The sequence below is a fragment of the Cryobacterium lyxosi genome (assembly GCF_004403345.1).
Lineage (GTDB): Bacteria > Actinomycetota > Actinomycetes > Actinomycetales > Microbacteriaceae > Cryobacterium > Cryobacterium lyxosi.
Map to the genome: position 1 here is coordinate 49,488 of NZ_SOGT01000004.1, position 23,709 is coordinate 73,196.

Annotated in this window: 21 protein-coding genes; 10 read left to right on the plus strand and 11 right to left on the minus strand. The window is 65.0% G+C overall.

Annotation, left to right across the window (positions count from 1 at the left end; translation table 11 throughout):
• Positions 1–2: 2 nt before the first annotated feature.
• The 5 genes from E3T27_RS03260 to E3T27_RS03280 form a co-directional block, all read right to left on the minus strand.
• The gene (locus E3T27_RS03260) at positions 3–1,340 is read right to left on the minus strand and encodes a hypothetical protein (RefSeq protein WP_134571576.1); all 1,338 of its coding nucleotides are present in this window, start codon (positions 1,338–1,340) and stop codon (positions 3–5) included.
• Positions 1,337–2,506: a sensor histidine kinase gene (locus tag E3T27_RS03265; protein WP_134571577.1), complete on the minus strand. Its 1,170-nt coding sequence runs from the start codon at positions 2,504–2,506 to the stop codon at positions 1,337–1,339. Before E3T27_RS03265 ends, E3T27_RS03260 begins: the two co-directional genes overlap by 4 nt.
• Positions 2,507–2,577: 71 nt before the next feature.
• Positions 2,578–3,780: a homoserine O-acetyltransferase MetX gene (gene metX / locus E3T27_RS03270; protein ID WP_104196632.1), complete on the minus strand. Its 1,203-nt coding sequence runs from the start codon at positions 3,778–3,780 to the stop codon at positions 2,578–2,580.
• Between the two features lie 73 nt (positions 3,781–3,853).
• Positions 3,854–5,185, minus strand: a complete 1,332-nt coding sequence (locus E3T27_RS03275) for a bifunctional o-acetylhomoserine/o-acetylserine sulfhydrylase (protein WP_104196633.1) — start codon at positions 5,183–5,185, stop codon at positions 3,854–3,856.
• A gap of 110 nt (positions 5,186–5,295) precedes the next feature.
• Positions 5,296–6,393: an acyltransferase family protein gene (locus E3T27_RS03280; protein ID WP_241992097.1), complete on the minus strand. Its 1,098-nt coding sequence runs from the start codon at positions 6,391–6,393 to the stop codon at positions 5,296–5,298.
• 29 nt (positions 6,394–6,422) lie between these two features.
• Between E3T27_RS03280 and E3T27_RS03285 the strand changes: the two genes are divergently transcribed.
• Complete coding sequence (locus E3T27_RS03285) at positions 6,423–7,202, plus strand: SDR family NAD(P)-dependent oxidoreductase (RefSeq protein ID WP_174722173.1); 780 nt, start codon at positions 6,423–6,425, stop codon at positions 7,200–7,202.
• Between the two features lie 90 nt (positions 7,203–7,292).
• Here E3T27_RS03285 and E3T27_RS03290 read toward each other — a convergent pair whose 3' ends face one another.
• The 3 genes from E3T27_RS03290 to E3T27_RS03300 form a co-directional block, all read right to left on the minus strand.
• Complete coding sequence (locus E3T27_RS03290) at positions 7,293–8,909, minus strand: solute symporter family protein (protein WP_104196636.1); 1,617 nt, start codon at positions 8,907–8,909, stop codon at positions 7,293–7,295.
• Positions 8,906–9,253 carry a DUF485 domain-containing protein gene (locus tag E3T27_RS03295; protein WP_104196637.1) on the minus strand — a complete coding sequence of 116 codons (348 nt, stop codon included), beginning with the start codon at positions 9,251–9,253 and terminating at the stop codon, positions 8,906–8,908. The genes E3T27_RS03290 and E3T27_RS03295 overlap by 4 nt, the downstream gene beginning before the upstream one ends.
• A gap of 99 nt (positions 9,254–9,352) precedes the next feature.
• The gene (locus E3T27_RS03300; RefSeq protein ID WP_134571579.1) at positions 9,353–11,278 is read right to left on the minus strand and encodes an AMP-binding protein; all 1,926 of its coding nucleotides are present in this window, start codon (positions 11,276–11,278) and stop codon (positions 9,353–9,355) included.
• 88 nt (positions 11,279–11,366) lie between these two features.
• Here E3T27_RS03300 and E3T27_RS03305 point away from each other — a divergent pair, with 88 nt between their 5' ends.
• The 8 genes from E3T27_RS03305 to E3T27_RS03340 all read left to right on the plus strand — a co-directional run bounded on the left by E3T27_RS03305 (position 11,367) and on the right by E3T27_RS03340 (position 18,425).
• Complete coding sequence (locus E3T27_RS03305) at positions 11,367–12,056, plus strand: GntR family transcriptional regulator (RefSeq protein ID WP_338144884.1); 690 nt, start codon at positions 11,367–11,369, stop codon at positions 12,054–12,056.
• 39 nt (positions 12,057–12,095) lie between these two features.
• On the plus strand, positions 12,096–13,631 hold the full coding sequence (locus tag E3T27_RS03310) for an MmgE/PrpD family protein (RefSeq protein ID WP_134571580.1): 1,536 nt from the start codon (positions 12,096–12,098) through the stop codon (positions 13,629–13,631).
• On the plus strand, positions 13,631–14,578 hold the full coding sequence (gene prpB, locus E3T27_RS03315) for a methylisocitrate lyase (RefSeq protein WP_134571581.1): 948 nt from the start codon (positions 13,631–13,633) through the stop codon (positions 14,576–14,578). The genes E3T27_RS03310 and prpB overlap by 1 nt, the downstream gene beginning before the upstream one ends.
• Complete coding sequence (locus tag E3T27_RS03320) at positions 14,571–15,719, plus strand: bifunctional 2-methylcitrate synthase/citrate synthase (RefSeq protein ID WP_134571582.1); 1,149 nt, start codon at positions 14,571–14,573, stop codon at positions 15,717–15,719. The genes prpB and E3T27_RS03320 overlap by 8 nt, the downstream gene beginning before the upstream one ends.
• An 89-nt stretch (positions 15,720–15,808) precedes the next feature.
• Complete coding sequence (locus tag E3T27_RS03325) at positions 15,809–16,420, plus strand: phosphoribosyltransferase (RefSeq protein ID WP_134571583.1); 612 nt, start codon at positions 15,809–15,811, stop codon at positions 16,418–16,420.
• Positions 16,417–17,124 carry a Type 1 glutamine amidotransferase-like domain-containing protein gene (locus E3T27_RS03330; RefSeq protein WP_134571584.1) on the plus strand — a complete coding sequence of 236 codons (708 nt, stop codon included), beginning with the start codon at positions 16,417–16,419 and terminating at the stop codon, positions 17,122–17,124. Before E3T27_RS03325 ends, E3T27_RS03330 begins: the two co-directional genes overlap by 4 nt.
• 7 nt (positions 17,125–17,131) lie before the next feature.
• Positions 17,132–17,854: a uracil-DNA glycosylase gene (locus E3T27_RS03335; protein ID WP_134571585.1), complete on the plus strand. Its 723-nt coding sequence runs from the start codon at positions 17,132–17,134 to the stop codon at positions 17,852–17,854.
• A complete protein-coding gene (locus E3T27_RS03340) occupies positions 17,847–18,425 on the plus strand; it encodes a GNAT family N-acetyltransferase (protein WP_174722174.1) in 579 nt (192 codons plus the stop codon). Before E3T27_RS03335 ends, E3T27_RS03340 begins: the two co-directional genes overlap by 8 nt.
• A gap of 107 nt (positions 18,426–18,532) precedes the next feature.
• Here E3T27_RS03340 and E3T27_RS03345 read toward each other — a convergent pair whose 3' ends face one another.
• Positions 18,533–19,186, minus strand: a complete 654-nt coding sequence (locus tag E3T27_RS03345) for an IMPACT family protein (protein WP_134571586.1) — start codon at positions 19,184–19,186, stop codon at positions 18,533–18,535.
• Positions 19,187–19,288: 102 nt separating this feature from the next.
• Positions 19,289–20,113, minus strand: coding sequence for an SDR family NAD(P)-dependent oxidoreductase (locus E3T27_RS03350; protein WP_134571587.1), 825 nt, complete (start codon positions 20,111–20,113; stop codon positions 19,289–19,291).
• Positions 20,114–20,190: 77 nt separating this feature from the next.
• Here E3T27_RS03350 and E3T27_RS03355 point away from each other — a divergent pair, with 77 nt between their 5' ends.
• Entirely contained in the window at positions 20,191–21,630 is a 1,440-nt protein-coding gene (locus E3T27_RS03355; protein ID WP_134571588.1) for an amidase, read from the plus strand.
• On the opposite strand, the gene E3T27_RS03360 is transcribed toward E3T27_RS03355, so the two are convergent.
• Positions 21,624–23,681 carry an MMPL family transporter gene (locus E3T27_RS03360; protein ID WP_134571589.1) on the minus strand — a complete coding sequence of 686 codons (2,058 nt, stop codon included), beginning with the start codon at positions 23,679–23,681 and terminating at the stop codon, positions 21,624–21,626. The genes E3T27_RS03355 and E3T27_RS03360 overlap by 7 nt on opposite strands.
• Positions 23,682–23,709: the final 28 nt, after the last annotated feature.

Here is a 23,709-nt window from a genome sequence, read left to right on the forward strand (position 1 = left end):
CATTAGGCATCCGCGGGATTGTCCACGCTGCACTCGATGTCTACCCACAGACTTCCGGCCCGATTTGAGTCCACATGCGGGCCAACCGCACGAATTGCCTGCCAGGTTTCGGGATCGACACGCCGCCTGGATACCCCCGTTGTGGTCAATTCGATCGAAAAACGTACCTTTCGGTGCAGGAGCGCCCCATATGTGGGGGCAATTGGTCCGAGGCGCAGCGAGATGGATGCCCCGGACCGCGCTGTGTCCCCCATGAGGAGCCAAATTGTCAACAGCAGCCCATCGCGTTGCGGCGGGGAGAGCAGCCCGGCCAGGCCGGCCGGATCGCTGAGTGCGGCAACCGGGCCGAGAAATTCACTCTCGGTGATGGCATGGTGCAGCCACGTTTCGGTGCGCCCCTCGATCAGGTGTAATCGAAGCTGGGTGGCCAGGGAAGCGGCCGTTGCCGCCGCCGACGGCGCGAGTGGCAGTGCGGTGCGGCCCTGGGCTACATCGTCGAGCAGGGTCTCGGCATCGAGATCGAGCCGCGCCAACTGCTCGGAGGCGAGCATCCCGACCGCGAATCGCGGCTGGGAGACCGTGCTCTGCACCAGCACGAGATCGAGTTCGCGCTGCACCATGCGCCGAAAGGCCTGCACGATGCTCGCACCGACCAGCGGTGGCGCGACGGCGAGGGCGATGGAGAGAATGTCGGGGCCGAGGGTGAGCAGGTCCGTGCGCGTTTTGAACAGCGTCGCCGCGCTTATGACCAGACCGAGGGCCACCGCGGCCATGGTGATATCGCCGGTCTCTCGCAGCGTCACGATCGACAGGAGGAAAGCACCGACGGCGGGCGCCGCTGTAGGGAAGTCTCCCGCGCCACTCACCCCCCAGGATCCGGCCAGATCGAGCGTCACCACGATCACACAGACTCCCAGGGATACTAGGAACAGCCAGAGCGGCAGCCGGCACCCCAGTTTGCACGCCACGATATTCACGGCCACCGCGGTGGCCAGCAGAATGACCCAGGCCAGAATACTCAGCACGGGGACCCGCGCTGGGTCCCAGTCGATGATCAACCGTGCGAGCAGGAATACACCGATGAACGCCCCGCTGACGCTCATACCGATACCCAGATGACGGGCACCCAAACCGTTCCGGTCCGACCGAAAGACGCTGATGCGGCCGTCACCGCGCAGAATCGTGCGTGGAAAACGCAAGGGCAACAGGTCAGCTCGGGTGCGCCGGCCCGCGGAGGCCGGTGGCCAGCTGCGTTCAGAGGACCCGCCGAGCATACGCAAACCGACACCACGTGCCCGCGGGTGGGTTGCAATGGGTGCGGTGTCGTTAAAGTGATTCACTTCGGAACCTCCAGTACGACCGTGGTTCCGGCCCCGGGCGACGAGAACAGGCGGGCATTGCCTCCGATATCCCGCAGCCGGGCGATGACCGATTCGGCGACGCCGAGGCGCTCAGAACCCACTCGGCCGAGGTCGAAACCGACCCCGGTATCGGTGACCATCACGCGAACGGTGCTGTCGTCATCCGTTATCGTCACGTCTGCGTGGTCGACACCGGAGTGACGGCGCACGTTTTCGAGGCATTCCGAGAGAGCCAGGAGAAAGGAATCCAAAACGTTACTGTGCAGCTGTATCTGGCCGCTGCCGTGCCAGTTGACGGCGAGGCCGAGGCGTTCAAAGCGTTGGCGCACGGCGTCCAGGGTGTCGCCGAGAGTGAGCACCGTCGCCGATTCCAGGCTGTAGACCCCGGAACGACGCGGCGTCGGTAGCCCGCCGAGGCGTAGCTGGCGCAGCAGCCGAGCGTCATCACCGGCTTGTTTTTGCAGTGCGTTCGGGCTCACGCCGACACCGGAGTGGGCGAGTAGGGTCAGCGTGGCGAGCACCGTGTCGTGCAACAGGCGGGCATCCTGGCGGCGCTGAGCCTCCAGCTCGCTCGCATGCCGCTCGGCCCGGTGGGCGCGGCCGATCGCGGCGATGCGATGCATCACCCGGGGCACGCTCTGCGCGATCCACCAGGAGGCGAGGGTGAACGACAGCCACATGGCCACGGTCAGGGCCAGCAACACCGTTCGGTCGGGAGCATCGACCGTCACAACAGCGACGCTGGTGACCGTGACCGTGAAAGATGCCGCGAGCAGCATCAGCCGGCGGGGGCTGGTCAGGAGCACGGCGGCGACCGCGCACATCGGCGCGGTGGAAACTATGCCGATGACACTCTCCTCGATCAAGTTCGGCGGAACGCCGGGATGGCTGGTGAAACCCACGAGGAGAATGATCGCTTCTCCGCTGAGCAGGATCAGAACGGCCCAGCGTAGCGCGCCGGTGCTTCCGAGCAGGTATTGGCCAGTGGCCATCAGCAGCACCAGCACGGCAGACCCGAGGCGCGCGTCGGCCTCCAGACCGCCCGGCACCAGCACGCACGCCAGCGTTGTTGCCGAGCCAACGAGCCCGCCTGCCTGCACCCCTCTTCGCAGGAGACGGTCGCGCTCCTTGATGATGCGTTGCATAGGTGCCTGTCCGGTTGCAGATGAAGGTGTTCTATCAGCACCATAGCGGGCGACGCACATGCGGGTACGACTTAGGGCAACACCCGCTTGATCTGGGCTCCGATTGCCTCGTTCTCGATGAGGAAGCCATCGTGGCCGTAGCTTGATTTCAGGACCATCGCGGTGGGTCCATCGATATTGTTTGTCAGGTGCGCGGCGATCGTGCGCTGGCCATCGACGGGAAAGAGACGGTCGCTATCGATTCCGACGACGACCGAGTGGGCTTTGATCCGACCGAGGGCGGCCGCGACGCCGCCGCGTCCGCGACCGACATCGTGGGAGTTCATGGCTTCAACCAACACGATGTAGCTGTTGGCGTCGAAACGTCGAGTGAATTTGTTGCCATGAAAGTCGAGGTATGACTCCACGGCGAAACGGCCGTTGGCGCCGAGCGGACTGATGCCGCTCTGCCAGCCACGGTCGAAACGGGCGTTCAGCTCGGCCGGGCTTCGGTAGTTGAGCAGGGCCATTCTGCGAGCCAGGGCCAAACCGCGCGTCGGCCCGTCGCCGTCTGCTTCGTCGTAATAGTCGCCGGCACGAAACGCCGGGTCGGTACGGATGGCCTCGATCTGCACCGAATTGAGCGCGATCTGGTCGGCGGTCGTGATCGGTGGCGCGGCCAAGATGATCAGGCGTTCAACCCGGTCTGGGGTCTCGATCGCCCATTCGAGGGCGTGCATGCCACCCATCGAACCGCCGATGACGGCCGCCCAGCGGTCGATGCCGAGCAGGTCACTGAACACTCGCTGCGCACTGACCTGATCGCGAATGGTCAGATAGGGAAAACGGATACCCCACTCCAGACCGTCGGGCGCAAGCGACGCCGGTCCGGTGCTGCCCTGGCAGCCGCCGAGCATATTCGGCGCCACGACGAACCATGAATCGGTGTCGATGGCGAGGCCGGGGCCGACGATGCCGTCCCACCATCCGCCGGTCTCTTGCCCGGGGCCGGGCGAGCCAGCTACGTGGCTATCACCGGTGAGGGCATGGAGCACGAGCACGGCGTTGTTGCCGGTCGGGCTCAACGTGCCCCAGGTTTCATAGGCGAGGCGGGCCATCGGCAGGCTGCCGCCGGCCTCGAAGGTGAGTGGCCCGAGGTTGAGGAACTGTCGGTGGCCGACCGGGTCGCCGTCGCGCCAGGCGCCGGTCGCCGGAGGCTTGCCAAGGACCGAGCGCGCCTGGGCTTCGGTGATGAAGCTCGACGGGACCGTGTCTGCTGACGATTGCCATTCCATACATGTCTATTCTGGCGGTCGGATGAGCAGCCCGGGCGCATGTTACGTCGTACGCCCGGGCGAAGAGCGATCGTCAGGCGTTGCTGCGGTCGCGCTTGACGACGTCGCGGGCTGCAGCCAGGCCGGCCTCGAGGTCGGCTTTCAGATCGGCGACGTTCTCAATGCCCACGGAGAGCCGTACCAGGCCGGGCGTGACTCCGGCCGTGAGCTGCTGCTCAGGGGTCAGCTGGGAGTGCGTGGTCGACGCCGGGTGAATGACCAGGGAACGTACATCCCCGATGTTGGCGAGGTGGCTGAACAGAGTCAGGTTGTCGACGAGGGCGCGGCCGGCCGAGACTCCGCCCTTCAACTCGAACGAGAGCACAGCTCCGACGCCGAGTGGCGCGTACTTGTTGGCGTTGGCATACCAGGGGCTCGACGGCAGTCCGGCGTAGTTCACCGAGGCAATGTCATCGTGGTGGTCGAGCCATTCGGCGATGTCCTGGGCGTTTTGCACATGGCGTTCAATGCGCAGGCTGAGTGTTTCGATGCCCTGAATGAGCTGCCAGGCGCTGGCCGGGGCTATTGCGCTTCCGAGGTCGCGTAGCAGCTGTACGCGGGCCTTGATGATGTAAGCAATGCCGTCGCCGACCGCGGTGGTGTAGCTCGCGCCGTGGTAGGACGGGTCGGGTTCGGTCAGTCCCGGAAACTTTTCGACGTTTTTCGACCACTCGAACGTGCCGCCGTCAACGAGTACGCCTCCGATAATGGCGCCGTGGCCGCCAAGAAACTTCGTTGCCGAGTGCACGATGATGTCGGCGCCGTACTCAAACGGACGAATCAGATAGGGCGTGGCAATCGTGTTGTCGACGATCAGCGGAATGCCGGCCGCGTGCGCGATATCGGCGACGAGCGAGATATCGAGCACGTTGATGCGCGGGTTGCCGATCGTCTCGGCGAAGAACAGCTTCGTGTTGGGGCGCACTGCACGCTCCCACTCATTCGCGTCATCCTGGTCTTCGACGAATGTGGTTTCGATGCCCAGCTTGGCCAGGGTGTACTTGAACAGGTTGTAGGTTCCGCCGTAGATCGAACTCGACGACACGATGTGATCACCGGCCTGGGCAATGTTCAATACCGCGAAGGTGGATGCCGATTGGCCGCTGGACAGCAGCAGCGCCGCGGTTCCGCCCTCGAGCGCGGCCACGCGCTCTTCGACGACGGCCTGGGTGGGGTTTTGGATGCGGGTGTAGATGTTGCCGAACTCAGCCAGCGCGAACAGGTTCTGCGCGTGCTCGGCGCTGTTGAAGACATACGAGGTCGTCTGATAGATCGGGGTAGCGCGCGCGTTCGTGACCGGGTCGGGCCGGGCACCGGAGTGGACCTGCTTGGTCTCAAACTTCCACGATGAAGAATTGTCGGTCACAGTAGCCTCCGGATTACTCAGCGCGGAATGTCCGGCTTCGCCCCGAGCATATGAAGCCGCGAATGGCCGTGCAAGAGTGGGCGAAACACAACGTCACGTTGTCGCGGCGGTTAGGTGCGCTCGCGGTGTGGCAGCGCGATCGTTCCGGGCGGCGTCGCTCTGGTCGTGCCAAACAGCCACCGGGCTTTCGGTTCGACGAAGGGCCGAGCCAGTCGTCGAACGAGGGGCGTCGACAGCAGGAAGGAGGTAGCCACGCTCAGCACGATCATGCCCGGCAATACCCACGCGGGCTGCGGCCCGTCGAGCACACCCGTTTCGCGCAGCGGGTACAGCACGAAGGTGTGCAGCAGGTAGATGTACATCGTGGCCGTGCCGAGGTTGGTCACCCAGGTCGTGCGGCGCGGAATCAGCATGAGGAACGCCACGATGAGCGCACAGGCGAGCAGCATGACGGCCAAACGGATGCCGCCGGCCCAGAACTCGGAATACCCGAATATCGCGTACGCCTCGTCGTAGAGCAGGAATCGGCGCACCTGCAGGGTGCGCAGGGTCTCGATGTTGAGCCCGATCAGCAGGTACAGCAGGGCGAACAGCCCGATCGCCCCGGCCCGCCAACGCCAGATCAGGCCATCACGCAGTTCGAGCCAGGTATCGGTCAGCTGCCACTGGCGCATTTTCCAGCCGAAGACGAAGAATGGCAGCAGCCCGAGGGCGCGGGACAGGGTGAACGTGCCGTCGATATTGGGCAGGTAGCCGGCCCCGATCGAGATGATAATGCTGATGATGAGGGGGTAGCGCAAAAGCACGAGGTAGGGCAGGGCTATGCGCCAGAGCAACAGGGCGAGCAGAAACCACAGTGTCCAGCTCGCGGTGGAATAGTCCAGAACGAACTTGCCGCCGAGGATCCAGCGCAGCACCGTCCAGATTGTTTCGAAGATGACGTACGGAAAAATGATGTCGGTGAGCAGCCGGTGCAGCTGCCGCGCGTCTGGTGGTTCCGACTTGGTGAAGTAGCCGCTCACAGCTACGAAAACGGGTACGTGGAAGGCGTAAATAAATAGATACAGCGTGTACGCGACATCCGATTCGCCGATGAGTTTGAGAATCGCGTGGCCGATCAGCACGAGGGTCACGGCGACCCAGCGCGCGTTGTCCCAGAGGGGTACGCGACGCTTCTGCGGTGAAGTGGTGGTGTCCAGTGCGCTCATTGACACCATTCTCCCGCCACAATGGACAAATGAGTACTCGACGAGTGGTTGTGACCGGGGCAAGTTCAGGAATTGGAGCGGCAACGGCACGCCTGTTCCGGGAGCATGGCTGGAACGTGGTGGGGGTCGCGCGGCGTGCCGACCGCCTCAGAACGCTGCAAGCTGAAACGGGGGCGGATGTCTTCACCGCCGACCTCACAGTGCAGGCGGATGTCGACGCCTTGCGTGACTACCTCGCCGCCAGCGGCCCGGTGCACGCGCTCGTCAACAATGCCGGCGGCGCCAAGGGTCTCGACTCGGTCGAGGCCGGCAGCATCGAAGACTGGGCCTGGATGTACGAGATCAACGTGCTCGCCGTCAAGCGGGTCACCACGGCCATCCTGCCGCTACTGCGCTCCGGCATCGACTCCGGGGCCGGATCAGCCGATATTGTGACCGTCACATCGATTGCGGGCCATGTCGCCTACCTCGGCGGTGGCGGCTACAACGCGGCCAAGTTCGCCGCGCACGCCATGACCGAGGTGCTGCGCCTCGAACTCTCCGGTGAGCCGATCCGGGTGATCGAGATCGCGCCGGGCATGGTCAAAACGGATGAGTTCGGTCTGGTTCGCTTTGACGGTGACGCCGACAAAGCTGTCGCAGCTTACGATAACGTGCCCGACCCGCTCTCGGCCGAGGACATCGCCGAGACCATCGTTGCAAGTGTTGAGCGGCCCGCGCACGTGAACCTCGACCTGATCGTGATCAAGCCGGTCGCCCAGGCTGCCACGACCCGCATCGCCCGTGGTCCTCTAAAAGTTCGGGAGTAGCAGGCAGCCCGCAGCGTTGCTAAAAAACGGGCTGGACGGGATCGTGAGATCCTGGCCAGCCCGTTCGTCGTTGCGGGTGAGGGGCGGGGGTTAGTGCTCGACGGCCTTTTCGGCGCCGTGACCGGTGAGTGAGCGCACGGCCATTTCGGCGGCGAGCTTCGGGCTCTCCTTCGTGGTGCTGGTGACCGATCCGAGCCAGCCCAGGAAGAATCCGAGTGGGATCGAGACGATGCCCGGGTTGCTCAGCGGGAAGAACGCGAAGTCGACACCTTCGCCGAACATGGAGGTGGGCGTGCCCGAGAACACCGGCGAGAAGATGATCAGCAGAACGGCCGAGGACAATCCGCCATACATGCTCCAGACCGCGCCACGGGTCGTGAACCGACGCCAGAACAGGGAGTAGAGAATGGTCGGCAGGTTGGCGCTCGCCGCGACGGCGAAGGCCAGGGCGACCAGGAAGGCGATGTTCTGCCCCTGCACGCCGATACCGCCGGCGATGGCCAGAATTCCGATGACAACGACGGTACGACGGGCGACCTTGACCTCGTCGTCAGGGTTTCCCTTGCCCTTCTTGATGACGGAGCCATAGATGTCGTGTGCGAAGCTCGTTGCTGCCGTGATCGTGATGCCGGCCACGACGGCCAGGATCGTCGCAAATGCAATGGCCGAGATGAAGCCGAGCAGCAGCGGTCCGCCGAGAGCGAGAGCGAGCAGGGGGGCTGCCGAGTTCACGCCGCCCGGTGCGGCTTCGATTGTTTCCGCACCGACGAGCGACGCGGCACCGAAGCCGAGCACCAGGGTGAAGATGTAGAACGCGCCGATGAGCCAGATGGCCCAGACCACCGAGCGCCGAGCTTCCTTGGCGGTAGGAACCGTGTAGAAACGCATCAGCACGTGCGGCAGGCCGGCGGTTCCGAGAACCAGGGCGAGGGCGAGGGAGATGAAGTCGAGCGGGTTTGCGCCGTACTTCAGGCCCGGGGCCAGGATGTCTGCGCCGGCGGCGGAGACGGCAACCGCGCTGTCAAGCAGGTTCGACAGGCTGAAGCCGTTGATCGCGAGTACCCAGATGGTCATGGCGAACGCACCGATGATGAGCAGGAATGCCTTGACGATCTGCACCCAGGTGGTGCCCTTCATGCCGCCCACGAGCACGTAGACGATCATCAGGCCGCCCACGACGGTCACCACGATGGACTGGCCGAGCTTGTCATTGATGCCGAGAAGCAGTGAGACGAGTCCGCCGGCACCGGCCATCTGGGCGAGCAGGTAGAAGAAGCAGACCGCCAGGGTGGTCGTTGCTGCTGCCATGCGCACGGGGCCCTGCTTCAACCGGAAGGAGAGCACGTCGGCCATGGTGAACTTGGCCGTGTTGCGCATGAGTTCGGCGACGAGCAAGAGGGCGACAAGCCAGGCCACGAGGAATCCGATGGAATACATGAAACCGTCGTAGCCGGTGACGGCGATCGCGCCGACGATGCCGAGGAACGACGCTGCTGAGAGGTAGTCTCCGGCGATGGCGAAACCATTCTGCGGCCCGGTGAAGGAGCGGCCACCCGCGTAATAATCTGCGGCGGTCTTGTTGTTGCGTCCCGAACGGATCACGATGATCAGCGTCACCGCCACGAAGGCGAGGAAGATCGAGATGTTCAGTACCGGATTGTTTTCGACCGGTTTGACGGTTTCGGCCAAGATCTGCAAAGCGTTCATCGCTGTTCCATCCGCTCAAGTTCGCCGCGAAGTTCTTCGGTCAGGGGATCGATCTTGCGGTTGGCGAAGGTCACATAGCTCATCGTGATGACGAAGGTGGTGACGAACTGGCCGAGGCCGAGGAGCAGACCGATGTTGATGCTGCCAAAGACCGGCGTCGCCATGAAATCGTGCAAATACGCCGCGGCGAGAACGTAGGCGATGTACCAGACCAGGAAGAAGATCGAGAGCGGCACGACGAATCGGTTGCGGGTCTTCTTCATATGCAGGAACTGAGGCGTCTTCTCGTACGCCTCGTAATCGATTGTGGACTTCGGTGGGGCGTTTTTCACTGCTTCACTCATGGGGCCTCCTTGCCTCAAAGATGGAAAATGCGGGGATGGAAAATGCGCGTGTGGAAAAGAGTGTGGGCTCCCGGTGGGGGCGGAATGCTCGTGACCGGGTTAGGAAACGGATGCCGACAGCGCCCGTTTCAGATCGTCGAGAACGGTGGGGTCTTCGATGGTGGGAGGGATGGAATATTCTTCTCCATCGACGATTTGCCGAATGGTCTTACGAAGAATCTTGCCCGACCGCGTTTTGGGCAGCCGGTCGAGGATGGTGACGTCGCGAAAAGCTGCGACCGGGCCGACGTTTTCCCGAACGAGGGCGACGAGTTCTGCGGCAAGTACGTCGTGATCGACAATACTGCCCGCTTTGAGGGTGACGAAACCAGCGGCACGCTGACCCTTGAGCGGGTCGTGCACGCCGAGTACGGCGCACTCGGCGACGGCAGGGTGCAGCGTGAGGACCTCTTCGAGGGAACCGGTCGAGAGCCGGTGCCCGGCAACGTTGATCACGTCGTCGGTGCGACCCATCACGAACAGGTAGCCGTCGGTATCGAAATGTCCGGAGTCACCGGTGGCGTAGTAGCCGGGAAAAGCGGTCAGGTAAGAACTCGTGAAACGGTCCTCGCTGCCCCAGACCCCGAGAAGTGTGCCGGGTGGCAGCGGAAGTCGAATGGCGATGTTGCCGTCCTTGCCGATCTTCTCGATCGGTCGGCCCTGGGAATCGAGGATGGCGATGTCGTACCCGGGCACCGGAACCGTGGCCGAGCCCGGTTTGGTCGGCAACTCTTCGATGCCGAGCAGGTTGGCGCAGATTGGCCACCCTGTCTCGGTCTGCCACCAGTGGTCGACGACCGGGCAGTGCAACCCATCGTTGGCCCAGTGGAAGGTTTCGGGGTCGAGGCGTTCCCCGGCCAGGAACAGGCTGGTCAGGCTGGACACGTCGTGGTTCTTCAGTTCGAGCAGGTCAGGGTCGACGCGACGGATGGCTCGAATGGCCGTTGGAGCGGTGAACAGCACCTTCACTTTGTACTCGTCGACGACACGCCAGAAAGCCCCGGCATCGGGGGTGCCGATGGGCTTGCCCTCGTAAATCACCGTGGTAGCGCCGGCCAGAAGGGGTGCATAGACGATGTAGGAGTGGCCGACCACCCAGCCGACATCGGAAGCGGTCCAATACACGTCGCCGTAGCCCACGTTGTACACATTGCGCATCGACCAGTTCAGGGCGACAGCGTGGCCGCCGTTGTCGCGAATGATGCCCTTGGGCTTTCCGGTCGTGCCGGATGTATAGAGAATGTACAGCGGATCCTCGGACCGCAGGGCGACCGGGTCAGCCGGCGCGGCTTTGGCCTCCTCGTCGGCCCAGTCCAGCCACACGGTATCCGTGGAACCGTCGTGGTAATTTGCAGCCGAGCCGGGAACACTCTCTCGGTCCCGAACGATGACCGTGTGCACCGAGCCCTGGCTCAGGGAGATGGCCTTCTCGACGAGTGGCAGGTATTCAACGATGCGGCCGGGTTCGAGACCACCGGATGCCGTCACGATGACACTGGGACGGGCGTCATCGATGCGCACGGCGAGTTCCGTCGCGGCGAAACCGCCGAACACAACGGAGTGCACCGCTCCGATGCGAGCGCAGGCGAGCATGGCGACGACGGCTTCGGGGATCATCGGCAAATAGATGATGACCCGGTCGCCGGTACCGACACCATTGGCGCGCAGGGCTCCGGCGAATTTGGCGACCCGACCGAGCAGGTCGAGGTAGCTGAGCTGTATGCGGGTGCCGGTCATTGCGGAGTCGTAGATCAATGCCGTGTGGGCGCCTCGCCCGGCGAGAACGTGTCGATCGAGAGCGTTGTAGCTCGTGTTGAGTGTGCCCCCCGGAAACCAGCTTCCGGTCGCCGTACCGTCAACGGCGAGGGCACTCGTCGGTTGCGTGATCCACTCGATGCCAGCGGCAGCCTCCAGCCAGAAATCCTCTGGCGACGAAATGCTGCGTCGCCAAGCTTCCCGGTAGCTCGCACCTGATTCGCCGTTCATGTAAACCTTCTCCATCGAAGTTTCTCTGTATACAAAGAGTGCTTGAAGTATTGCATATAACCCAGCAAGGTGGAATAGGATCACTCTTGTGTATACAGAAACCGCAATGTTGGGGTTGGGCGCACCGCTTCGGGCTAGCGAGCGGGCGTACCGTCAGCTGCGCGGAGAGATTCTCAATGGCCTCCTCGCCCCCGGTGCCGCCCTTCTCGAAGTCGAACAGGCTGAGCGCATTGGCGTATCCCGCACTCCGCTGCGCGAAGCGGTGGCCCGATTGATCGCCGACGGTCTTGTCGTGGGACGCCGTGGTCGTGGCTTCGAAGTGACCGACATCTCCGTTGACAGTATCTCCGAACTATACGAACTGCGCCAGGCGCTCGAGGTGCAGGCCATTCGCCTGGCTGCCACTCGGCGCGAGCCCGCACCTTTTCAAGAACTCCGCGATGCATTTGTGACTGCCCCTGAGCTTCTGGATCAGGGCGATATTGGTGTGCACCGCTACTACGCGCTCATCGACGAACTCGAAGACGCCGTCGATGCGGCCGTTGAAAATCCTTTTCTGGTCGGCGCCCTGCGCGCCGTACGCACCCACCTGGCCCGAATCCGTCGGCTGGCCCGAAGTAATCCGCGGCGGCTTCGTGCCGCAGCCACCGAGCACCTGCTGATTATTGACGCCATTATTGCCGGCGATCCGTCGCTGGCAGCCCATGCCACCCATATTCATCTTCACCAAAGCCTCTTGAGCGTCCTCGCGGCGATCGAAGAGGACTCGGAACGGTAGTCGATCAACGACTCCGGCCGACCAACGAAGGGACCCACCGTGCAGCAGCACCATGTTCGAGTTCACAGGAGCGACGAGAATCTGGCCCGCGAGGACCAGCTGGCTTGGAAGATCGCCGAGGTCGCCGCCGACCCCGCCGCAGTCTCTGAGGAAGTAACCGAAATGGTCATCAACCGGGTGATCGATAATGCCTCCGTGGCTGCGGCCAGCCTGACCCGGCGCCCGGTGATCGCTGCTCGCTCGCAGGCGCTGGCACACCCGCGTTCCAACGGTGGTGATGGCGCAACCGTATTCGGCCTCGCGCCGGCACGCCGGGTTTCCCCGGAGTGGGCCGCCTGGGCCAATGGCGTCGCCGTTCGTGAACTCGACTACCACGACACTTTTCTGGCCGCCGAATATTCCCACCCGGGCGACAACATCCCCCCGATCACGGCCGTCGCCCAGCACCTCGCCACGCCGCGCGGCCTGACCGGCAGCGACCTGATTCGCGGCATCGCTACCGGCTACGAGATCCAGATCGACCTGGTGAAATCGATCAGCCTGCACGAGCACAAGATCGACCACGTTGCCCATCTCGGCCCGTCGGTCGCTGCCGGCATCGGCACCCTGCTCGGCCTCGACAAGGAGATCATCTTTCAGGCCGTCGGCCAGGCGCTGCACACCACGACCGCCACCCGTCAGTCGCGCAAGGGCGAAATCTCCTCCTGGAAGGCCCACGCGCCGGCATTCGCCGGAAAGATGGCCGTCGAAGCCGTCGACCGAGCGCTGCGCGGTGAGACCAGTCCGACCCCGATCTACGAGGGCGAAGACGGTGTCATCGCCTGGCTGCTCGACGGACCAGACGGCTCCTACGACGTGTCGCTGCCAGCCGCCGGCAGCATCAAACGCGCCATTCTCGACAGCTACACCAAGGAGCACTCGGCCGAGTACCAGGCGCAGGCCTGGATCGACCTCGCCCGCAGACTGCACAACGAGCACCCCGAATTGCTCGTGGCCGGCGCGATCAAGAGCATCGTCATCCACACCAGCCACCACACGCACTATGTGATCGGCTCCGGCGCCAACGACCCGCAGAAGTACGACCCCACCGCGAGCCGCGAAACCCTCGACCACTCCATTCCCTATATTTTCACGGTGGCCCTGCAGGACGGAACCTGGAACCACGTCGACTCCTACAGCCCCGAGCGTGCCGGCCGCCCCGACACCATCGCGCTGTGGAACACCGTCACGACGACTGAAGACAAGGAATGGACGCGTCGCTACCACTCCCTCGATCCGGCCGAAAAGGCATTCGGCGGTCGCGTCGAAATCGAACTCACCGATGGAACCCGCCTGGTCGACGAGATCGCCGTCGCTGACGCGCATCCGCTCGGCGCTCGTCCCTTCGCTCGCTCGGAGTACATCAACAAGTTCCGCACGCTGGCCGCGCCGGTAATGGAGGAGTTCGAGATCGAACGATTCCTCGCCCTGGCCCAGCGCCTGCCTGAGCTTGGTGCCGCAGACCTCGGAGGGCTGACCATCGTGGCCAAGCCGGGACTGCTGGCGTCGATTACCACCCCGAACGGAATCTTCTAATGCTCTATGCGGGCACGACCGCCGCTGATAAGCGCATTGCCCTGCGAGGGGGCCTGACCAGCGGAAAGATTCTGCGCTACCCCGGCGCGTTCAACCCGCTCTCGGCCAAGCTCATCCAGCAGAAGGGTTTCGAGGGCGTCTACATTTCGGGCGCGGTGCTCTCGGCCGACCTCGGCCTGCCCGACATCGGCCTGACCACTCTTACCGAGGTGGCCGGCCGGTCGCAGCAGATCGCCCGCATGACCGACCTGCCGGCCATCGTCGATGCCGACACCGGTTTCGGCGAGCCGATGAATGTCGCGCGCACGATTCAGACCCTCGAAGACGCGGGACTTGCCGGCATGCACATCGAGGACCAGATCAACCCGAAACGTTGCGGCCACCTCGATGGCAAGCAGGTCGTGGACGCCGATACCGCGATCAAGCGCATCCGCGCCGCCGTCGATGCGCGCCGGGACGCGAACTTTCTCGTGATGGCGCGCACCGATATCCGTGCCGTTGACGGGTTGGCCGCCGCCGTCACCAGGGCCAAGCAGCTGCAGGATGCCGGGGCCGACGCGATCTTCCCCGAGGCGATGGGCAGCCTGGCCGAGTTCGAAACAATTCGGGCAGCCGTGTCGGTGCCGATCCTGGCGAACATGACCGAGTTCGGCAAGGGCGAGTTGTACACGGTGCAGCAGCTCGAGAATGTGGGCATGAACCTGGTGATCTTTCCGGTGTCGTTGCTGCGCCTGGCGATGGGGGCGGCGGCGCGTGGACTCGACGCGATCGAGCAGACAGGCTCGCTCACCACGATGCTGCCCGAGATGCAGCACCGGGCCGAGCTGTACGAGTTGCTCGATTATGCCTCGTACAGTCAATTCGATTCGGGTATCTTCGATTTCACCCTGAACCCGCACATTTCCACGCCCAGTTCGGCGCAAGGTCTGAAGGAGCACAATGTCTGACACCGAAACACTGCCACACGTCACTCCGCACATTTACAAGGGCCTGACCGGTGTCGTCGTCGACACGACCGCGGTCTCCAAGGTCAATCCGGAGACCAACTCACTGCTCTACCGGGGCTATCCGGTGCAGGAGCTCGCGGCCAAGAAGAGCTTCGAAGAGGTCGCCTACCTGCTCTGGCACGGCGAACTACCCACAGAGCAGCAGCTCGCCGACTTCGAGGCGCTCGAGCGGTCGGTGCGCCACCTCAGCCCGGTGATCAAGCGCATCATCGACGAGCTGCCGCTCACCGCACACCCGATGGATGTCGTGCGCACCGCGGTGAGCGTCATGGGCGCGAGCGATCCGGAGGCCGAGAATCCGTCGCCGGAATCCGACCTCGCCAAGTCGATTCGCCTGTTCGCCCAGCTGCCCGCGATCGTCTCCTACGACCAACGCCGCCGCCACGGGCTCGATCTGGTCGAACCGCGCGATGACCTCGGCTATTCGGCGAACTTTCTGCACATGGCCTTCGGCGAGGTGCCGGAGCTTGTCGTCGTCAACGCCTTCGACGTGTCGATGATTCTCTACGCCGAGCACTCCTTCAACGCGTCCACGTTCACCGCACGGGTCATCACCTCGACCCTGTCCGATTTGTATTCGGCCGTGACCGGTGCGGTCGGGGCGCTCAAGGGAGCCCTGCACGGCGGCGCCAATGAAGCCGTCATGCACACCTTCACCGAGATCGGCCTCGGCAGCGGCGCGGCCGAGCGGGCCGAACCGTGGCTGGCCCAGGCGCTCGCCGAGAAGCGCAAGATCATGGGTTTCGGGCACCGCGTCTACAAGAACGGTGACTCGCGGGTTCCGACGATGCGTGCCTCGCTCGTCTCCCTGGTCGACCATTACCAGAAGCCGGAACTGCTCGAACTGTACGAAGCCCTTGAGACGGCCATGACGACACGCAAGGCGATTCTGCCCAACCTCGACTATCCGTCGGGCCCGGCCTACCACCTGATGGGCTTCGATACCCTCACCTTCACGCCGATCTTCGTCGCGGCGCGCATCACCGGGTGGACCGCGCACATCATGGAGCAGAAGAAGAGCAACGCGCTCATTCGCCCGCTGTCTGCCTACAACGGCGTCGACCAGCGTCAGGTTTCATAGCGTTCTCATCTTGCGAAACGGATGCCCCGTTGCCCGCTGGCAGCGCGGCATCCGCTTCGTGCGCGCTCAGACATAGCTAGCATTGACGGATGACACTAGATGCCCAGGATGCGTCCCCTCCGCTCGTGATTGAACGCGAAATTCTGCAGTGGACCGACTTCGCCGCGGCGTCGCGTGAGCTGGCGACTCGAGTGCGAGGCAGTGGCTTTCATCCCGATGTGGTGATCGCCATCGCCCGCGGCGGACTACTGCTGGCCGGCGCTGTGTCGTACGCGCTCGGCACGAAGAACTGCGGCAGCATCAATGTGGAGTTCTACACCGGCATCGACGAACGACTGCCCGAGCCCGTGCTATCGGCGCCGATGCTCGACGCCCCGGCCCTCGCCGGCAAGCGGGTTCTGCTCGTCGACGACGTCTCTGACTCTGGCCACACCCTCGCATTGGTCATGCGCCTGCTCGGCGAGACCGCGATGGAGGTGCGCACCGCGACCCTGTATACCAAGCCGCGCACGGTGCACGTGCCCGATTTCACCTGGCGCGAGACCGACAAATGGATCGTGTTCCCCTGGTCGGCGCTGGCGCCGGTTGCGGGAGCCCCCGACAGCAGCGCGCCGGAAACGCTCGCTGACCTGCCTGCCGATGTGACGGCCGATCTGCCTGCCGACCTGCCTGTTGACGTGACGGCTGAGGTCGCCGCGTGAGCGTGCACCTGGTCGGCGGCGGGGGAGACCCCGTACACGACGTTCCGGTCTTCGCGACCTTTCGGTCCGAGGTGATCGCTCATGCCGGCCAGGCTGGTCGCGATGAACCGGTCGTGGCGATCATCACTGTCGGCCCGGGCAGTGCGCACGCCGAAGAGCTCGCCGCATCGCTCGGCACCGGCGTGGAGACCCGCCGCACCGTGCTCGCGCCCGGCGACACGGCCACTCTGGCCGCTTTGGGCGCCGTCGATGGCATCATCATCGGCGGCGGGGTGACGCCCGACTATTTGGCCGCTCTGCTGCCGATTGCCGGCGAGATTCGCCGCCAGGTATCTAGTGGTGTGCCCTACCTTGGTTTCTCGGCCGGCGCCATGATCGCGGCCGAACGCGCCCTCATCGGCGGCTGGCGTATCGGCGGCGTCGAGGTCACTCCGGAACACGTCTCGGAGGGCCTCGATGAAATCACCCTGGCCCAGGGGATCGGCCTGCTCGACGTCACGGTCGATGTGCATGCTGCCCAGTCCGGCAGCCTGTCCCGACTGATCGCGGCAACCGAGGCGGGACTGATCGACGGCGGCCTGGCCATCGACGAGAATACCGTGCTCGTGGTCGGTGAGGGCGCCCTCGGCGTGCTCGGAGCCGGCAGCGTCTGGCGGATCAGTCAGGCCGACGGTGGCGTTCTCGTGAGCACCATCGGCGCCTGAGCGGCTCATGAACCTCGATGCGCTCGCGGCAACCGGGCAGATCGACCCGGGCTGGGCGCGAGTGCTCGCTCCCGTGGCCGACGATCTGGCCCGGCTGGGTGATTTTCTGGCGAGCGAACGGGCGGCCGGCCACGTAGTGTTGCCCGCGTCGGAGCATCTGCTGCGCGCGTTTCAACAACCGTTCGACGCCGTACGGGTGCTCATCGTCGGGCAGGACCCGTACCCCACTCCGGGGCATCCGATCGGTTTGGCCTTCGCCGTCAACGCCGACGTGCGGCCGGTGCCGCGGAGCCTGGGCAACATCTACACCGAGCTCGCGGCCGACCTGGGCCTGCCGCGCCCCGAGCACGGCGACCTCTCGGCGTGGTCCGATCAGGGGGTATTGCTGCTCAATCGGGTGCTCAGCGTGCGGGCCGGTGCAGCCGGATCGCATCGTCGCCACGGTTGGGAAAGCGTGACTGACCAGGCGATCCGTGCACTCGTACAACGCAAGCATCCGCTCGTCGCGATTTTGTGGGGCCAGGATGCCGGCGCGCTTCGGCCCCTGCTCGGCGATACCCCCGTCATCGCATCGTCGCATCCGAGCCCACTCTCAACCCGTCGCGGCTTTGTCGGCTCCCGGCCGTTCAGCGGCGCCAACCGGCTGCTCACCGCGCAGGGGGCGGCACCGGTGCAGTGGGCTCTTCCGGTAATCTGGAACCAACCAGAAAGGGGAGTGCCGGGTGCTTGAGGAAGAATACGAGCCTCGTCGTCGACTGCCCCGCCACCTGCGACCGGAAATCGCGGTCGAGGCGCCGTTCGAATACACGATGCGCGAGGTTCGAGCAACGGATCTGCCGCACATTCGCGAGATCTATAACTACTACGTCGCGAACAGTACCGTCACCTTTGACGAAGACGCGATGACGCTCGCCGAGTGGCGCGACAAGTTCTATTACCTGAACAAGCAGGGCATGCCGTTCATCGTCGCTGTCTCGCCGGCCGGCCAAATTCTCGGTTACGCCCTGGTCAGCCCGTGGAAACAGAAGAAGGCCTTCCGGTTCACGGTGGAGAATTCGATCTACCTCGGCGCAGCGTCGACGGGTAAGGGGCTCGGCCGCGAGCTGCTCGGCGAGCTGATCAAGCGGTCTAAAGCAGCTGGCCTGAAGGAGATCATCGCCGTCATCGCCGATCAGGGAGCGGATGCCTCGATCAAGCTGCACCGTGACTTCGGCTTCGACGAGATCGGCCGCATGGGCAAGGTCGGGTTCAAGTTCGAGCGCTGGCTCGGCACGATTCTGCTGCAAAAAAGCCTGAAATAGTCCAGTCACGGGTGCGAGCAAGTGCCCAGCGATCTGCGCGCCTGACCGCCACTGCCGACGAATAGCCAAGCGCGCAACCCGCGCGCTCCAGGACTTTTTGTCGTGGGTTACCGTTCGACGTCGACCCATTCGTGGCCGAGGGCCTCCAATTCCGCGGTTCCGGCCGTGACTCGGGCGACGATCGCGGCGAGCCGCGTCGCGTCGTCATCGGCAATCTTCAGCACCGCGTCGAGCCCATACTGCGTACCCAGGATGAGCACTCCGCGCTGGCGTAACTCGGCCTCGATGCGGCCGGCATCCGCGTGGGGCAAGGCGAGCGTGAACAATTCACGGCGTTCGCGCTCCACGACCAGCCCCAGGGACTGGGCCGCGTCGATCGCCGTGAGAACGGCCTCTGAGTACGCGCGCACCAGGCCGCCAGCGCCGAGGAGGGTGCCACCGAAGTAGCGGGTGACGACGGCCACGCAGTCGACGAAACCTCGCCCGGACAGTGCCTCGAGCATGGGCCGCCCCGCAGTTCCCGATGGTTCACCGTCGTCATTCGAACGACGCACCTGATCGGGAGCACCGGATGACCCGAGCACGAATGCCGAGCAGTGGTGGCGAGCACCCCAGTGCGCCTTCCGTGCATCGTCGATCGCAGCGCGCGCCGCATCCTCTGTCTCGGTTCTGACCAGGCGGCACAGAAATTTGGATCGCTTTACTTCGATCTCGGCGTCGACACGGCTGCCGACGCCGCCGTGCAAAGTGAGATCGGGCATACGTCCAGTCTCGCGCATCCGGGTGATCGGCGCCCGGTGCAGCGGAAGAAGCGCCCGGGGCCGGGGTAGCAGCCGTCGGTTTTCTGCCAGGGATCGAGGTCGTTACCTGGCGACGCGTGGCGTGTTCATGCGCCCCACCGCATTCAGCACGGCGCGCCGAGGGGAGATGCTGACCATCCGGGCGAGCAGCGCGTTGCGCGCGCCGACCAACACGACCGACGGCGTCACCGACCGGTCGAGCGCGGCGAAGGAGGCACGCATGACCTCGTCGACCGTCAGTGGCGTTCCCTTCTTACCGGAGCTCGTCTGGGCGATCTCGAAGAACTCGGTGTCGGCGGGGCCCGGACAGATCGCGGTGACCTTGAGGCCGCTCAGGCGGGTCTCGTAGCTGACCGCTTCGGTGTAGCTGAGCACATAGGCCTTGGTCGCCGCGTAGACGGCCATGCGCGGCACCGGCTGGAATGCCGCCGTGCTCGCCAAGTTCACCAGCGCTGCCGTGTGCGGATGCAGCGAGGCCGTCTCGACCAGATCGGGCAGAAAGGCATGGGTCAGCGCGGTCAGTGCGTGCACATTGAGGGCGACCTGCTCCGCTTCCCGCACCTGGTCGGAGTCGAGTACGGTGCCGAAGGTAGCGAAGCCGGCGTTGTTGACGAGGGTGCCAATGGTGATCGCCCGCTCGCGCAGGTCGGAGACCAGCTCGGGGACGGCATCCGCTTCGCTGAGATCAAGCGGAATCACGGTGGAGACGGTGCCGTATTTCTCGGCCAGGTCGACCGCGAGCGCCTCTAGACGGGCCTGACGGCGGGCGACCAGCACGAGATCCGCGCCGCGCTGGGCGAGTTCGTGCGCGTAGCCGACGCCGAGTCCGCTCGACGCTCCGGTGATGAGCGCGGTAGTGCCGATGGGATTGTACAAAGCGCTGGCCATGGCTTGAGGTTAGCCTCCCGGAACGAACATGACCAGAGGTGGCCGGTCACCGAGCCCGCTCGAACTAGGCTCGGATCATGGCTGATCCACACGAACTGACCGCCCTGGAACAATGGCAGGCCCTGCAGCGGAGGGAGATCAGCCCGAGCGAGCTCACCGAGCACTACCTGGCCCGCATCGAGAAATTCAATCCAGCGCTCGGCGCCTTCGTCACCGTGACCGCGGATGCCGCCAGGGCCCGGGCCCGCTTCGTTGAAGAGCGGATGCCGCTCACCGCGCCGCTTTGGGGCCTCCCCTTCGCCGACAAAGACCTGTACCAGCGTGCGGGGGTGCACGCCGGGTTCGGGTCGCGCCTGTTCGCCGACTATGTGCCCGACCGGTCCGACGATCTGGTGCAGGTACTCGATGACGCAGGGGGAGTCAGCCTCGGTAAAACCAACACGCCCGAATTCGGACTCGCCTCGTACACCGAAAGCCTGGCCTCCCCGCCCGCCCGCACCCCGTGGAATCTCGCGCTCGGTGCCGGCGGATCCAGCGGCGGCGCCGCTGTCGCGGTCGCAGCGCGCTTGCTCCCGTTCGCGCCCGGCTCCGACGGCGGCGGGTCTATCCGCATTCCGGCGGCCGCCTGCGGCCTCGTCGGCCTCAAGCCCAGTCGCGGGCGTGTGCCCGCCGCTTCCGGCATCGACAAGCTCGGCGGCCTCTCCGTTGGTGGCCCGCTCGCTCGCACTGTAGCGGATGCCGCCCTCCTGCTCGATGCCATGATCGTGCCCCGGGACAGTCACCCCAACCACTACTACGCACTGCGGGCCCCCGATGATCAGACGCCGCTGCTGGCAGCGGCCGTGCGCGGCGAGGGCCGGTTTCAGCTCGGCGTCATGACGACCTCGGCCTGGGACAACGACTACTCCATCGAAATCGCCCCCGAAGCGCAGGAGGCGCTCGACCTGGCCGTTGCGGGATTCGCCGCGCTGCACCACGGACTCGAAGAGACGGCGCTCCTGCCCGACCCGAGCTACGGGCCGGCGTTTCGCACCATCTGGCAGGCTGGCGCGGCGAGCATCCCGGCCGAGACCGAGGCCGAGATCGCCATACTCGAACCGTTGACCCAGTGGCTGCTCGCCCGGGGCCGAAATCTCAGTGCCCGCGACCTTGCGCAGGCGCTCGCCGCGCTGACCGCGTTCGAGCGGTCGTTCATTCAGCAACTGTCGAAATTCGATGCCGTGCTGACCCCGGCCATGGCCCTGACCCCGCGGCCGGTCGGATGGTACGACGCGCACGACGCCGAGGCGAACTTCGCCCAGCAGGTTCAGTACACGCCGTTCACCTCGATGATCAACGTGAGCGGACTGCCGGCGATCGTGCTTCCGGTGCACCAAACCGAGAACGGCCTGCCGATGGGGGTGCAGCTCATCGGCCGGCCGGGCGGCGAGGCCACGCTGCTCGCGCTCGGCGCGCAACTGGAGCGGCGCATCCGCTGGCAGGAGCGAGTACCGCCCGAGCCGGCGTCAACCTACTGACGCGTCGCCACGGGGTTGGACGGCCACCAGAACCGGTCATCGACCAGAAAGACCAGGGCCGGCACGAGCACGGTGCGCACGACCAGGGTGTCCAGCAACACGCCGATGCAGACGATCACGCCGATCTGGGTAAGAGCAACAACGGGTAGCACTCCGAGCACGGCGAATACGGCGGCGATCAAAATGCCGGCGCTCGTGATCACGGCGCCGGTCGAGGACAGCGCCCGCACCATTCCCTCGCGGGTGCCGTAGCGCCGCGCCTCTTCGCGGGCACGCGTCGTCAGGAAGATGTTGTAGTCCACGCCGAGCGCCACCAGGAACAGGAACGCAAATAAAACGACGCTGGTGTCGAATGCGGCAAACCCGAGCAGGTTTTGAAAGATCAGGTTGGAGGCACCCAGGCTGGCGAAGAAGGTGGCGAGCACCGTGGCAATGAGCAGGACCGGTGCCACGATCGAGCGCAGTAACAGCGCCAGAATCAGAAAGACGATGCCGAGGATCAGCGGCAGGATCAGACGTTGATCGCGCTCGGCGCTGGTCTTCGTGTCGAGGGCCGTGGCATCGCTGCCACCGACCAGTGATTGCGAAACGGCGCCGGGGGCATCCGCTACATCGGTGCGCAGGGCGACGATGGTCGCGAACGTTGCGTCGCTGCCTGGTTCACTGTCGAGTGTGACGTCGATGCGGGTCAGGCCGCCGGCGTTCTCACCGGCGACCGCCGCAGAAACTCCGGGGGTCGCCAGAGCGACCGCCACGGTGTCAGCGGATGCCGCCTCCGGCGCCAACACAACGGTCTGGCTGGTCAGCCCCGCCGAAAACGACGCGTCCACGATGCGCTGCGCAACGACCGATTCCGGGTTGCCGAGCAGCTGGTCGGCCTGGGACAGCCCGACCGCGGCGCCGTTCAGCCCGAAGGCGAGAGCGCCGATCGCCAGAACGGAAATGACCGTGATGATCACCGGGTGCTTGGACACGCCCCGGCCGAGCCGTGTCCAGAAACCGGTGCGCGCCGGCGCTGCCTGAGCCCGCACGCGCGGAATGAACGGCCAGAACAGGCCGCGCCCGCACACCACGAGGGCTGCCGGCAGCACGAGCAGGGCGAACAGGATGGCGATGATCACACCGATGGCGCACGCGATACCGAGGGCCCGGTTGCCGGCGAGTTCCGCGAACATCAAGGTGAGAAGGCTCAGCGCGACCGTGCCGCCGCTGGCCGCGATGGCCGGGCCGGCGCTCGTCACTGCGGTACGCATCGCGACGTTGCGATTCTCGGTGTGCAGCAGTTCTTCGCGGTAGCGCGCCACGAGCAGCAGGGCGTAGTTGGTGCCGGCGCCGAACACGAGCACGGAGAGAATTCCCGAGATCGAGGCATCGAGGGCAAAACCGAGCGGTTCGGCCAGCGCGCCGGCTACCTTGCCGGCCAGGCCGTCGGCGAGGCCGACAACGACGAGCGGCACGATCCACAGCACCGGGCTGCGATAGGTCACGATGAGCAGCACCGCAACGACGATCACGGTCACCAGCAGCAGGCGAAAGTCGGCTCCGGCGAAGGCATTGGTGATGTCGGCCTGAAAACCGACCGGCCCGGTGACGTAGGCGGTCAGCCCGCCGGGCAGCGCGGTCGACGCCGTCGAGCGGATAGCGGTGGCCGCCTTCTCAATATCGGCCGTCGCCCCGAGGGCCTCCAGTGGCACCACGCTCAGCGCAGCCTGACCGTCGTCGCTGAACTGCGGCGTTGCTGCGCGCGGGGCGATCGACGCGGCCCCGAGCTGAGCCGCCGCGGCGGTGATGGCCGTCTTGTCGGCTGCGGTCAGGCTGGCGCTGTCCCGGGACCACACCACGATCGCAGCCGTCTGATCGGCGGAAGGAAACGTAGTGAGCAGCTCGGTGACCCGGGCAGCCTGGCTGCTTTCCGGTAACCCCGCAGCTGGAAAATCCGTTGAGTCATTGGCCGGAAGCAGGGTGAACAGTAATCCCACGGCAACGATTGTTCCGAGCAGTACCGCCCAGGCGGTGCGTTTGCCGGAGATAAAGCGGGTGATCGCGAGCACTGTTCCTCCCAGAATGTCCCTGATCGCT